The organism is Roseixanthobacter pseudopolyaromaticivorans (genome assembly GCF_043195145.2).
GTDB lineage: Bacteria > Pseudomonadota > Alphaproteobacteria > Rhizobiales > Xanthobacteraceae > NCEH01.
Genome location: NZ_CM195539.1, coordinates 1684463 through 1697258, shown reverse-complemented (window position 1 = coordinate 1697258; position 12796 = coordinate 1684463). Strand labels below are relative to the sequence as shown.

Below are 12796 nucleotides of genomic sequence, written 5' to 3'. Positions count from 1 at the left end.
CAGTTCAGGCGAGACCAAGTGCGGTCACGGCGAGATCGATCAGCTTGATGCCGATGAAGGGCACCAGGATGCCGCCGAGGCCGTAGATCAACAGGTTGCGGGCAAGCACGCTTTCCGCGCTGGCGGGCTTGTAGGGCACGCCCCGCAAGGCCAGCGGGATCAGCGCGATGATGATCAGGGCGTTGAAGATCACCGCGGAGAGGATGGCGCTCTGCGGCGTCGACAGGCCCATGATGTTGAGCACGCTCAATTCCGGGATCGCGACGATGAACAGCGCCGGGATGATGGCGAAATATTTCGCCACGTCGTTGGCGATGGAGAAGGTGGTCAGCGAGCCACGCGTCATGAGGAGCTGCTTGCCGATGCCGACGATCTCGATGAGCTTGGTGGGATCGCTGTCGAGATCCACCATGTTGCCGGCCTCGCGGGCGGCCTGGGTGCCGGTCTGCATGGCCACGCCCACGTCCGCCTGCGCCAAAGCGGGCGCATCGTTGGTGCCGTCGCCGCACATGGCCACCAGCCGCCCGCGCCGCTGCTCGTTGCGGATATAGCTCAGCTTGTCCTGCGGGGTGGCCTCGGCGATGAAATCGTCGACGCCGGCTTCCGAGGCGATGGCGGCGGCGGTCACGGGGTTGTCGCCCGTCACCATCACGGTGCGGATGCCCATGCGGCGCAATTCGGCGAAGCGCTCCTTGATGTCGGGCTTCACCACGTCCTTCAGATGGATGACGCCGAGCAGGCGACCGCCTTCCGCAAGGCCAAGCGGCGTGCCGCCCGAGCGGGCGATGCGATCCACCGCCGCCTTGAACTCGGCCGGCTCGCTCGCCTTGCCGGTCAGTCCTTCAGAGACGAAGCGGCGCACCGCATCCACCGCGCCCTTGCGCACTTTGCGCCCGGCAAGGTCGATGCCGGAGATGCGGGTGGACGCCGAGAACGGCACGAAGCTCGCCCCCTCCGGCACGAGGGTCACGTCGATGCCGAAGGTCTCCCGCGCCAAGGCGAGGATGGAGCGGCCTTCCGCGGTCTCGTCGGCCAGCGAGGCGAGCACCGCCGCCTCCATGGCTTCGCGCTCGCTCACGCCCGGAACGGGGATGACCTCGGTGGCCATGCGGTTGCCGAACGTGATGGTGCCGGTCTTGTCCAGCAGCAGGGTGTCCACGTCGCCCGCCGCTTCCACCGCGCGGCCGGACATGGCCAGCACGTTGTGGCGCACCAGGCGATCCATGCCGGCGATGCCGATGGCCGAGAGCAGGCCGCCGATGGTGGTGGGGATCAAGGTGACCAGCAGCGCCACCAGCACCGGCACCGCCAGTTCCGTGCCGCCATAGAGGCCGAGGCCATAGAGCGTCACGACGGTGATGAGGAAGATCAGCGTCATGCCCACCAGCAGGATGGTGAGGGCGATCTCGTTCGGGGTCTTCTGCCGTTCAGCGCCTTCCACCAGGGCGATCATGCGATCGAGGAAGGAGGAGCCGGCGGCCGCCGTGATGCGCACCACCACATAGTCCGACACCACGGTGGTGCCACCGGTCACGGCCGAGCGGTCGCCGCCGCTTTCGCGGATGACGGGCGCGCTCTCGCCCGTGATGGCGGCCTCGTTCACCGAGGCGATGCCTTCGATGATCTCGCCGTCGCCGGGCACGAGGTCGCCGGCTTCCACGAGGACGATGTCGCCCACCTTCAGATCCAGGGCCGAAACGCTGGAGAAACGCTCGCGGTTCTTCGGGTCGGCGAGCTTCTTCGCCACCGTGTCGGTGCGGGCGCGCTTCAGGCTTTCCGCCTGGGCGCGGCCCCGCCCTTCCGCCACCGCTTCCGCGAAATTGGCAAACAGGACCGTGAACCACAGCCAGCCCATGATCTGGCCGGTGAAGGACACCGGCGCGCCGGTGAGCAGGTCGCGCAGGAAAATGGCGGTGACGAGCGCCGCCACCACTTCGGTGACGAAAATCACCGGATTTTTCATCAGGGAGCGCGGATCGAGCTTCTTGACGGCATCGATCGCGGCCCGGCCGATCAGGTCGGGGCTGGCGATGGAGGAGACGGATTTTGCGGACATTTTAAGCTCCGTTCCTCAGAAGGTCTTGCCGGCCAGCATCTGCACCTGCTCGGCGATGGGGCCGAGGGCGAATGCCGGGAAAAACTGCAGACCGCCGAGGATCAAGATGACGCCGATGAGAAGGGCCACGAACAGCGGCCCATGGGTCGGGAACGTGCCGGTGGAAGCGGCGAGGCGCGGCTTGGCGGCGAGCGAGCCGGCGATCGCCATCATCGGCACGATGTAGGCGAAGCGGCCGAACAGCATGGCGAAGCCGAGCGTCGTGTTCCACCAGGGCGTATTGGCCGAGAGCGAGGCGAAGGCCGAGCCGTTGTTGCCGGTGCCGGAGGCATAGGCATAGAGCACCTCGGTCAAGCCATGGGGTCCGCCGTTGCCGATGCCGGCCGCGGGCCCCGGAAGATTGGCGGCGAGCGCCGTGAAGCCGAGCACGAAGATGGGCAGCACGAGGCTCGCCAGCACCGCCATCTTCACTTCCTTGGCCTCGATCTTCTTGCCGAGATATTCCGGGGTGCGGCCCACCATGAGGCCGGCCACGAACACGGCGATGATCGCCATCACCAGCAGGCCGTAGAGGCCCGAGCCGACACCGCCCGGAAGGATCTCGCCGAGCTTGATGAGCACCAGGGGCACCAGGCCGCCGAGCGGGGTGAAGGAGCCGTGCATTGCGTTCACCGCGCCGCAGGAAAGCCCGGTCGTCACCGCCGCCCAGAGCGCGGAGAGCGCGAGGCCGAAGCGCACTTCCTTGCCTTCCATATTGCCGCCGGCCGGGTCGAGCCCTGCCTGTTGCAGCACCGGCGTGCCGGCCGCTTCCGCCCAATAGGCGACGGCCACACCCGCGATCAGCAGGATGAAGACCACGGCGAGCAGGGCTTTCGCCTGGCGCTTGTCGCCGATGAGATGGCCGAAGGCGAACACGATGGCGGTGGAGATCACCAGCATCTGCCACACTTGCAGCATGTTGCCGAGCGCGGTCGGGTTCTCGAACGGGTGGGCGGCGTTGACGTTGAAGAAGCCGCCGCCGTTTGTGCCCAACTGCTTGATGGCAATCTGGGAGGCCACCGGGCCGATGGCGATGTTCTGCTGCGCGCCATCGAGCGTGGTGGCGGCGAACGAGCCGTCCAGCGTCTGCGGCATGCCGGTCGCCACCAGGATCAGAGCGGTGACGAACGCCAGCGGCAACAGAATGTAGAGCGTCGAGCGGGTGGCATCGACGAAGAAATTGCCAACGCCCGCCGCGCCGGAGCGGGCGAAGCCCCGCACCAAGGCGATGGCGAGCGCGATGCCGGTGGCGGCGGACAGGAAGTTCTGCACCGTGAGCCCCACCATCTGGCTGAAATTGCTCATGGTGGTCTCGCCGCCATAGGCCTGCCAATTGGTGTTGGTGACGAAGCTCACCGCCGTGTTGAAAGCGAGATCCGGCGTCAGGGCGCCGAAGCCCTGCGGGTTCACCGGCAGCACGCCCTGCAGGCGCAGGATCGCATACAGCAGAGCGAAGCCGGCGGCGTTCAGCGCCAGCATGCCGAGCGTATAGGCGACCCAACCCTGTTCCTTGTCCGGATCGACCCCGGCGAGGCGGTAGAGGCCGCGCTCGACCGGGCCGAGCACAGGGGTCAGAAAATTGCGTTCACCCGCGAACACGCGGGCCATGAAGCGACCGAGCGGGATGGCGCATGCCACCACCGCTATGAAGAGGATCGCGATCTGAAGCCAGCCATTGGAGGTCATGGCGTTGCATCACCTGAGAAAAGCGTTGGGGGGATTGGCGCGGGGGCGGTCAGAACCGCTCAGGTCGCACCAATGCGAAAACGAGATAGGCTGCGAGCGAGAGGCTCACCGCCGCCCCGAGAACGAGGTCGAGCATGGGTTTCTCCTCAGGCTTGCGCCGCAAAGCGCAGGTAGAGCGCCATCAAAGCGAAGAAGGCGAAGCCGAGAACGAGATAGATAAGGTCAAGCATGGAGCACTCCTTGCGTGGAGGTGTCCTAGACCCGCTGCGCATAAAGCCGCGATCCGGGATTTGCCGGCCGGCATAAGGATTCCATAAAGACGCGTCAGGGGGTGCGTCCCTGCGCACGCGGGACCCAGCAGGGCAAAGGCGAGCTTGCCCCTTGATCTGCGCCGCACCAATGAGGCGTATCAAGGCGGCCGGCTTCCGGCATAAGGATATTCAGGCATTCCCCGGCGCGCGGAGCTTTGGGCCATGGACAGCCATGTGGTCGCGGACCAGAACGCGGTGTTCGCCTTCCTGGCCGACCCCTCGACCCATGGCGGCGCGCAAGTCTCGCGCATCGATACCCATGGCGCCGCCGTCTTCCTGGCAGGCGCGGTCGCCTACAAGGTGAAGCGGGCGGTTGCCTTCCCCTATATGGATTTCTCGACCCTGGAGAAGCGCCACGCCGCCTGCGAGCGCGAGCTGGACGTGAACCGCGCCAACGCGCCCGGCATCTATCTCGCCGTCGTGCCGATTGCGCGCACGGCCGATGGACTTTCCCTGGGCGGCACGGGCACGCCGGTGGAGTATGCGGTGAAGATGCGCCGCTTCGACGAGGCCCAAACCCTCGACCGGCTGAAGAAGGACGCCTTCACCCCGGCCCTCATCGCCGCCCTCGCCCACGCCGTCAGCGCGGCCCACGCCCGCGCCCCGGTGATACGGAACGCGGCGGACGCCATCGCGCCGCTCGCCAGTGTCATCGAACAGAATGCCGCTGACTTCGCCGAAAACCCGGAGTTCTTCCCGCCGGAGGCAGCCCGCACCCTCACGCAGGCCACTGTCGACGCGCTGGAATCGGTGGCGCCATTGCTGCGGAGGCGGGCGGCGCAGGGCCATGTGCGGCGCTGCCACGGCGACCTGCACTTGCGCAACATCGTGCTGCTGGATGGCACGCCGGTGCTGTTCGACGCCATCGAGTTCAACGACGACATCGCCGTCTGCGATGTGCTTTACGACCTCGCCTTCCTGCTGATGGATCTGTGGGAGCGCGGCCTATCGGACGCGGCCAATGGGGTGCTGAACCGGTATCTGTGGGCGGGGCCGGAAGAGCATTATGCGGCGCTCGCGGCGCTGCCTCTGTTTCTCAGCCTGCGCGCCGCGATCCGAGCCAAGGTGCAGGCGGCGGGCTTGGCGCATCTGCCTGCGGCGCGGCAGGAGGAGGCGGGCGCGGAAATCGCCCATTATTTCGCCCAGGCGCGGGCATTCCTCGGCGCCCCGAAGGCACGTCTCCTGGCGGTCGGTGGGCTGTCGGGCACGGGCAAGAGCACACTTGCCGCTGCGCTCGCGCCAAGTCTCGGGCGGGCGCCGGGGGCCGTGATCCTGCGTAGCGACATCGAACGCAAGTCCATGGCAGGCATCGGCGAGACCGAGGCCCTTCCGCCGGAGGCCTATACGCCGGAAGCGACCCGGGCGGTCTATGATCGGGTGCGCACGCGCGCCGCTCTCGCGCTGACCGCCGGCCACACCGCCATCGCAGATGCCGTCCATGCACAGCCTCAGGAGCGCCGAGCGATCGAAGCGGTGGCGCACGAAGCCGGCGTCGATTTCCTCGGACTATGGCTCGACGCGCCCGTCGCCACCCTCATCGAGCGCGTCGAGAAGCGGCACGGCGATGCATCCGACGCCACGGCAGACGTGGTGCGCCGACAGGCCGATTACGATCTTGGCGAAATATCCTGGCACAGGATCGCGGCGGCCCACGGCGTGCGGGACGAAGCGCGCGCGATCCTCAAGGCTGCCGGCTTCATCTGACCGGGTTCAGCAATCCTTGCGGGTAGGCCCGACCACGGACGGATTGACCCCTTCGACAGTCGCCGGATGATCCGTGGGAGAACCGGACGTGGGTCCGCTCGGCCCGGTGCCGATGTAGGAGCCGCCGGTGCCGCCGGACCAGCCGGACGACCCCGCTCCGCCCGGCGCCGTGCCGGATCCATCACCACCCGCCGGAGCGGTTGCCGCCGCAGAGGCTGTGGCATCGCAGCCGCTATTGTTCTTGATGGGCGGCCCGGCCTTTTCAGCCGGCACCTGCGCGCTTCCCGGCTGCGGCGGGGTCACGACGGCTTGAGCCGCCGCGTCGCCCGAAAGGATGGCACCAAGCGCGACGGACGCGATGAGTGCGGCGAGAAGTTTCGCCGCCTTATTTGAGTGGGTCACAGGCGCGCCCTCCGGGCTGTTGTGTTTTCACAACGGCAACGCCCGACGGGGGCTCTGCGTTCCCTTGCGGCGTACGGGCCTGCCGTCGGATGCGCTCCGAAAGGCGCGTCGAGCGGGACCGGCCGACGCGCTCAGGCGTCCACCAAGACCTTCGCCTCCCCCGCCTCCACCCGGCCTATGCGGCGGGCAGCGGGATAGCCGGCGGCGAGAATCTCGCCCAGCACCCGGTCCGCCTGCTCCTGCGCCACCGATACCAGCAGGCCGCCGGAGGTCTGCGGGTCGGTCAGCAGGTGGCGCTGCCAATCCTCGATCCCAGGCGGCAGCTCGATGCCCTCGCCATAGCTCGCCCAATTGCGATGCGACGCGCCGGTGACGAACCCCTGCCGCACCAGGGCCTCGGCATGGGAGAGCACCGGCAAATCCTTCCTCTCGATATGAATGCGCACGCCCGAGCCGCGCGCCATTTCGAGCCCATGGCCCAGCAGGCCGAAGCCGGTGACGTCCGTGACGCCGTGCACCGCTTCGTCCTGCGCCAGCGTGGCGCCGACCTTGTTGAGCAAGGTGGTGGAGGCGATCATCTCCTCATAGGCGTCGGGCGAAAGCGCCTCTTTCTTGAAGGCGGCGGAATAGATGCCGATGCCCAGCGCCTTGGTGAGGATCAGCGTATCCCCCGGCTTCGCGTCGCTGTTGCGGCGGATCTGGCTCTTGCGCACCGTGCCGATGACGGCGAGGCCATAGATGGGCTCGCCGGTGTCGATGGAATGGCCGCCGGCCACCGGAATGCCCGCCGCCGCGCACACAGCCGCTCCCCCCTGGAGGATCTCGCGGACGATCTGCGTGTCCACCTTGCCGAGCGGCATGCCCAGGATGGCCAGCGCCATGATGGGCGTGCCGCCCATGGCATAGACGTCCGAAATCGCATTGGTGGCAGCGATGCGGCCGAAATGGTCGGGATTGTCCACCACCGGCATGAAGAAGTCGGTGGTCGCGACGATGCAGGTATCGCCGTCGAGATCCCACACGGCGGCATCATCCCCCGTTTCCGTGCCCACCAGAAGCTTTGCGAACGGCTGCGCCATCGCCTGCCCGCCCAGCAATTCCTGAAGAACGGAAGGGGCCAGCTTGCAGCCGCAGCCGCCGCCATGGGCAAGGCTGGTGAGACGGAAGACGGTATCAGTCATGCGGGGCGTCTCTCACTCGTTCGTTCGGCGAGACCCCCGCCGCGAAGGGCGGGGGTTTGGCACGGGACAGGCTCAGACCGAAATCTCGGTGGCGCGGATGGAATAGCGGAAGGTGTCGGGGTCGAGGCAATCCAGCCGACCCGCCACGGTCTCCGCCTGCGGATACATGAGGAAGCCCACTTTAGGCCCCTTGGAGCCGGGCAGCGCCACGTCGTGGGCGATATTATAGGCCATCCAATTGCCTTCCCAGGCGCCGAACAGGGTCTTGCGGGCCGCCACCACCTTGGGATCGTCAATGCCCAGCTTTCCCGGCGGCTCCTCCAGCACGACCTTGCGCACGTCGGCGGGGTCCATGGGCACCCATCCGTAGCCGGAAAGGAACACTTCCGAGCGGCAATGCTGCGCCTTCGTCACCACCTCGGAATTGGCACCGAGGCTCTTGTATCCGAATTTCGAAGGCGCCACGCGCAGGCCGTAGACATCGCGGGCGGGAATGCCGGCAGCGCGCACCAAACCGACGAACAGGGCATTCAGATCGGCGCACTTGCCGCCCAGATCGCCGCTCTTCAGCAAGCCGGCGATATCGCCCACCCCGCAGCCGCGGGTTGCCGGGTTGCGATAGGTGTTTTCCACGATCCATTCGTAGATGGCGCGCACCTTGGTGACCTCATCCTTGGCGCCGGAGGTGATCTTGTCCGAGGTCTGCTTGACGACGCCGTCGGTGGGGATGAGGTCGGTGGCGGCAAGGAAGGTCATGCGCTCCTTTTCCCCGAGCGGGGCGGCGGTACCGGGCTTGGACAGGTCCACCGCCCGGTCGCGGGTCGCGATCTTGCTGGTGATCTCCACCGCCGGAGCCGCTTCGCTCGCCGACCATTCGAGCGCGAGCATCTGTGCGCCAAATTTTGGATCGCCCACCACTTCGGCGGTGGCGGCATTGGTGGACCAGATGCTGCCGCCGGGACGGAACCATTGATCCTCGGAGAACGCCGGCAGCGGCACCCAGGCGCGCACTGGGCCGACGGTCTTGCCGTCCGGCTTCGCCACTTCCAGGCGCGTCACCACCTGAAAATTGCGCCAAGCGCCGGGCTGTGGCGCGAACCCGTTCTGCGCCCAGGCTCCGGCCGGCAGCAGGGCGGCGGCGGAGAGGGCCGCACCGGAAACCACGAAATCGCGACGCGTAATCATTGTGTGGGTCCTCCAGAAGGTGGATTGGTTGAATCTTGGGCCGGGTGGGCCGGGGTGCTGAGGGGAAACAATGCGGAGATCGTCCGGTCGTTTTCGGCGCGATCCCAATCCACCGGCCCCTGTGCCTGCGCGTGCACGCGGCCGTCCGGTCCCACGAGCACGCTGGAGGGCAGCACGCTGACCTCCCAGGCCCGCGCGGCCAGCCGCTCGCGATCCATCAGGATGGGAAAGGCGACCGGAGTGGTCTCGAGGAACCGGCGCACCCGCGCGTCCACCTCCCCCACGTCCACGGCGAGCAGGGTCATGGGCCGGTCAGCGAAGCGCGTGGCGAGGCGATTGAGCGCCGGCAATTCTTCCCGGCAGGGCTCGCACCAAGTGGCGAAGAAATGCACCAGAACCACCCGCCCTCGAAGTTCGGCGCGGTCCATGATCGCGGCCGGCGCCCCCACCGGGACGAGCGTTTCCAGCGCGAGCGGCGGCGCGGAGGCGGACGCAGGGGTGCCGTCTTCGCCCGTGACAAGGAGGCCAGCGCTTCCCTGGGCGGCGGCGGGGGCGGAAACACACGGCAGGCCGGTGAAAAGTGCGGACACCAGCAGCGCAGCGAAAGCGCCCCGCCGGCTCTCAACAGCGCGCATTCCTTGCTTCGGCTTTATGGTGCAGTTCAGCGGCCTTGCACGGCGCCAGCCACGGAGAAGGAACAGCGGGCGCGCGAATGCCCGCCCCATGCCGTAAGGGCAAGGGATTATGGCATCCAAAATATCGCCCCGAGCCTCGGGAGCCGGCGTGAGGTTCACGCTCAAATGGTGCGCCCGCCCCTCGCACCGGTCAATCGGTGCGCAATCAATATTTCGTGGCTCGACTGAGAAAGACATGCGATGCGCGCAATGATCTTCGCATCTGCAGCATTTTTTGAAATGTTCATTTCGCTGACGCAGCGTCGCCTTGAAAATATTTGCGAGTAAAAAGCAAATGAGACCGCATCATTTTCTTGAGACACGCGCATTTGTGCTCGCGAAGTTTGACATGGTTCCAATTCCAAAATAGCGTCGTGAAGAGCCGGAATCCCGGACAAGGGTGAGTTTTTCCCCTTTTGATTGTCCCCCGTTGGGGGCACTTATCGGAGGTCTTCTTCGATGAACATGGAGCTCTCGCGGCGCCAGTTCTTGAAAACGGCGGGTGCGGGAATCGCGGGCACGTCTCTCGGAGCGTTCGGCTTCGGAGGCATAGAGCAAGCCTACGCAGATTCCATCCGTCCCTTCCGCCTTTTCAATACCACTGAGACGCGCAACACCTGCACTTACTGCTCGGTGGCCTGCGGCATCCTGATCTATTCCAAGGGTGATCTGAAAAAGGGCGAAAAAGCCGAAATCACCCATATCGAGGGCGACGTCGACCACCCCACCAATCGCGGCACCCTGTGCCCGAAGGGCGCGGCCCTCCTCGACATCGTGCACTCCAAGACCCGCCTGCATCACCCCATGCTGCGCAAGGCCGGCTCCGACAAGTTCGAGCAGGTGAGCTGGGATGTGGCGCTGGACAAGATCGCGCGGGTCCTCAAGGATGATCGCGACAAGAACTTCATCGCCAAGAACAATGACGGCGTGACCGTCAATCGCTGGGTGACCACCGGCTTCCTCGCCGCCTCGGCCACCACCAACGAAACTGCCTGGTGCACGTACAAGGTTGTACGCAGCGCCGGCATGCTGGTATTCGACAACCAAGCGCGGGTTTGACACGGCCCCACGGTGTCCAGTTTGGGCCCAACTTTTGGCCGTGGCGCGATGACCAATTCGTGGACTGATATCAAGAACACGGATCTGGTTGTCATCATGGGCGGCAATGCCGCCGAGGCGCACCCTTGCGGGTTTAAATGGGTTACGGAGGCGAAAGCCACCCGTGGCGCGAAGCTTGTCGTGGTCGATCCGCGCTATACGCGGTCGGCGGCGGTTTCCGATTATTACGCGCCGATCCGCCAGGGAACCGACATCGCGTTCCTGAATGGCGTGATCAATTACTGCATCCAGAACGACAAGGTGCAGTGGGACTATGTGAAGGCCTTCACCAACGCGACCTATGTCGTGAAGGACGGCTTCGAGTATAAGGACGGCCTGTTCACCGGCTATGACGAAAGCAAGCGGGACTATAACCGCTCGACCTGGGACTACCAGATCGGCGCCGACGGCTATGCCGTGGTGGACGATACGCTGGAAAACCCCCGGTGCGTCTGGAACCTGCTGAAACAGCACGTTTCGATCTACACCCCGGAAATGGTGGAACGCATCACCGGCACGCCGAAGGATAAATTCCTGAAGGTGGCGTCGATGATTGCCGAGTGCTCGGCGCCGAACAAGACGATGACGTCGATGTACGCGCTCGGCTGGACCCAGCATTCCAAGGGCTCCCAGAACATCCGCACCATGGCGATGCTCCAGCTCATCCTGGGCAATATCGGCGTGCGCGGCGGCGGCATGAATGCCTTGCGCGGGCATTCCAATATCCAGGGTCTGACCGACATCGGCCTGATGTCGAACCTGATCCCCGGCTATCTGACCTTGCCGACGGAAAAGGAAGCCGACTTCCCCACCTATATGTCGACGCGCGGCTTCAAGCCGTTGCGGCCGAACCAGATGAGCTACTGGCAGAACTACAAGAAGTTCTTCGTCAGTTTCCAGAAGGCCATGTGGGGCCCGGCAGCGACGGCGGAAAACAACTTCGCCTACGACTATCTCCCGAAGCTCGATGTTCCCGCCTACGATGTCCTGCGTGCTTTCGAGCTCATGAAGCAGGGCAAGATGAACGCCTATTTCTGCCAGGGCTTCAACCCGCTCCAGGCGTTCCCCAACAAGGCCAAGCTTGCCGAAGCGCTCGGCAAGTTGAAGCTGCTGGTCATCATGGACCCGCTGGAGACCGAAACCGCCCGGTTCTGGGAGAACCACGGGGTCTACAATCCCGCCGATCCCGCCAAGATCCAGACTGAGGTGATCCAGCTTCCGACCACCTGCTTCGCCGAGGACGAAGGCGCGCTGGTGAATTCCGGCCGCTGGCTCCAATGGCATTGGGCCGCCGGCTCGCCCCCGGGCGAGTCCAAGCCCGATACCTGGATCATGGCGCAGATCTTCCTGCGGCTGAAAGCCTTGTACCAGAAGGAGGGCGGCGCGTTCCCGGACGCCATCGTCAATCTGCAATGGAACTACAAGGACCCCAACGAGCCATCCCCCGAGGAACTCGCGAAGGAGATGAACGGCTATGTCGTGAGCGACGTGGCCGACCCCAACGATCCGACCAAGAAGCTGCTGGAGGCCGGCAAGCAATTGCCGAGCTTCGCCGCCTATCGCGACGACGGCACCACCGCCGGCGGCTGCTGGATCTATTCCGGCTGCTTCACCGAGGCGGGCAACATGATGGCGCGCCGGGACAATAGCGACCCGGACGACACGGGTGCGTATCCGAAATGGACGTTCTCGTGGCCGGCCAATCGGCGCATCATCTACAATCGCGCCTCGGCCGACATCAACGGAAAGCCGTGGGACGATACCCGCAAGCTGCTCTGGTGGGACGGCGCCAAATGGACCGGATACGACGTGCCGGACATCGCGCCCACGGCCAAGCCGCAGGATGTCGGACCGTTCATCATGAACCCGGAAGGCGTGTCCCGCCTGTTCGCCCGGGGCATGATGCGCGAAGGCCCGTTCCCGGTGCATTATGAGCCGTTCGAGAGCCCGATCGCCAATGTGATCGCCCCGAAAGTCCGGGGCAATCCGGTGGCGCGCGTGTTCAAGGACGACTTCGCCCAGTTCGCCGAGGTCGGTTCGCCGGACTTCCCTTATGCGGCGACCTCCTATCGCCTCACGGAGCATTTCCACTACTGGACCAAGAACAACCACGTGAACTCGGTCCTGCAGCCGGAATTCTTCGTGGAAATCTCGGAACAACTGGCCAAGGAGAAGGGCATTTCCAACGCCGGATGGGTGCGCGTGTGGTCGAAGCGCGGCTCGGTGTTCGCCAAGGCCTATGTGACGAAGCGCATCCAGCCGCTGATCTGCGACGGCAAGACGGTGCACATCGTCGGCATCCCCATCCATTGGGGGTTCGTCGGCGCGGCCAAGAAGGGCTTCCCCGCCAACGTGCTGACGCCGTTCGTGGGCGACGCCAACATCGAGACGCCGGAATACAAGGCGTTCTGCGTCAACATCGAGCCCTCCACCGGGCCGGTGGCGTGAGGGAGGTGAGAT

The 12796-nt window shown here is 65.6% G+C and carries 9 protein-coding genes; 2 read left to right on the top strand and 7 right to left on the bottom strand.

The window, feature by feature from the left end:
- Window positions 1-4: 4 nt before the first annotated feature.
- Genes kdpB through kdpF form a run of 3 tightly spaced genes read right to left on the bottom strand, consistent with a single transcriptional unit; the run spans window position 5 to window position 3917 of the window.
- On the bottom strand, window positions 5-2056 hold the full coding sequence (kdpB, locus tag V5F68_RS08200; protein ID WP_394011911.1) for a potassium-transporting ATPase subunit KdpB: 2052 nt from the start codon (window positions 2054-2056) through the stop codon (window positions 5-7).
- Between the two features lie 15 nt (window positions 2057-2071).
- Window positions 2072-3781 carry a potassium-transporting ATPase subunit KdpA gene (kdpA, locus tag V5F68_RS08195; RefSeq protein ID WP_394011909.1) on the bottom strand — a complete coding sequence of 570 codons (1710 nt, stop codon included), beginning with the start codon at window positions 3779-3781 and terminating at the stop codon, window positions 2072-2074.
- 49 nt (window positions 3782-3830) lie between these two features.
- Window positions 3831-3917, bottom strand: coding sequence for a K(+)-transporting ATPase subunit F (gene kdpF, locus V5F68_RS08190; RefSeq protein ID WP_348846543.1), 87 nt, complete (start codon window positions 3915-3917; stop codon window positions 3831-3833).
- A gap of 337 nt (window positions 3918-4254) precedes the next feature.
- Between kdpF and V5F68_RS08185 the strand changes: the two genes are divergently transcribed.
- Window positions 4255-5796 (top strand): bifunctional aminoglycoside phosphotransferase/ATP-binding protein, encoded by a 1542-nt coding sequence (locus V5F68_RS08185; RefSeq protein WP_394011907.1) that lies wholly within the window; start codon window positions 4255-4257, stop codon window positions 5794-5796.
- A 6-nt stretch (window positions 5797-5802) separates the two neighbouring features.
- Here V5F68_RS08185 and V5F68_RS08180 read toward each other — a convergent pair whose 3' ends face one another.
- From V5F68_RS08180 to V5F68_RS08165, 4 genes are all read right to left on the bottom strand, one after another.
- On the bottom strand, window positions 5803-6198 hold the full coding sequence (locus V5F68_RS08180; RefSeq protein ID WP_394011905.1) for a hypothetical protein: 396 nt from the start codon (window positions 6196-6198) through the stop codon (window positions 5803-5805).
- 131 nt (window positions 6199-6329) lie between these two features.
- Window positions 6330-7379: a selenide, water dikinase SelD gene (selD, locus tag V5F68_RS08175; RefSeq protein ID WP_394011903.1), complete on the bottom strand. Its 1050-nt coding sequence runs from the start codon at window positions 7377-7379 to the stop codon at window positions 6330-6332.
- A 72-nt stretch (window positions 7380-7451) separates the two neighbouring features.
- Window positions 7452-8564 (bottom strand): transglutaminase-like domain-containing protein, encoded by a 1113-nt coding sequence (locus tag V5F68_RS08170; protein WP_394011901.1) that lies wholly within the window; start codon window positions 8562-8564, stop codon window positions 7452-7454.
- Window positions 8561-9199 carry a TlpA family protein disulfide reductase gene (locus V5F68_RS08165; RefSeq protein WP_394011899.1) on the bottom strand — a complete coding sequence of 213 codons (639 nt, stop codon included), beginning with the start codon at window positions 9197-9199 and terminating at the stop codon, window positions 8561-8563. Before V5F68_RS08165 ends, V5F68_RS08170 begins: the two co-directional genes overlap by 4 nt.
- Before the next feature lie 498 nt (window positions 9200-9697).
- Here V5F68_RS08165 and fdnG point away from each other — a divergent pair, with 498 nt between their 5' ends.
- The gene (gene fdnG, locus V5F68_RS08160) at window positions 9698-12784 is read left to right on the top strand and encodes a formate dehydrogenase-N subunit alpha (RefSeq protein ID WP_394011897.1); all 3087 of its coding nucleotides are present in this window, start codon (window positions 9698-9700) and stop codon (window positions 12782-12784) included.
- Window positions 12785-12796: the final 12 nt, after the last annotated feature.

What these genes read in the sequence shown, in the direction of transcription:
- V5F68_RS08165 (WP_394011899.1), bottom strand. Translation starts at nt 9,199, where the DNA reads ATGCGCGCTGTTGAGAGCCGGCGGGGCGCTTTCGCTGCGCTGCTGGTG.
- selD (WP_394011903.1), bottom strand. Translation starts at nt 7,379, where the DNA reads ATGACTGATACCGTCTTCCGTCTCACCAGCCTTGCCCATGGCGGCGGC.
- kdpF (WP_348846543.1), bottom strand. Translation starts at nt 3,917, where the DNA reads ATGCTCGACCTCGTTCTCGGGGCGGCGGTGAGCCTCTCGCTCGCAGCC.
- kdpA (WP_394011909.1), bottom strand. Translation starts at nt 3,781, where the DNA reads ATGACCTCCAATGGCTGGCTTCAGATCGCGATCCTCTTCATAGCGGTG.
- V5F68_RS08185 (WP_394011907.1), top strand. Translation starts at nt 4,255, where the DNA reads ATGGACAGCCATGTGGTCGCGGACCAGAACGCGGTGTTCGCCTTCCTG.
- kdpB (WP_394011911.1), bottom strand. Translation starts at nt 2,056, where the DNA reads ATGTCCGCAAAATCCGTCTCCTCCATCGCCAGCCCCGACCTGATCGGC.
- V5F68_RS08170 (WP_394011901.1), bottom strand. Translation starts at nt 8,564, where the DNA reads ATGATTACGCGTCGCGATTTCGTGGTTTCCGGTGCGGCCCTCTCCGCC.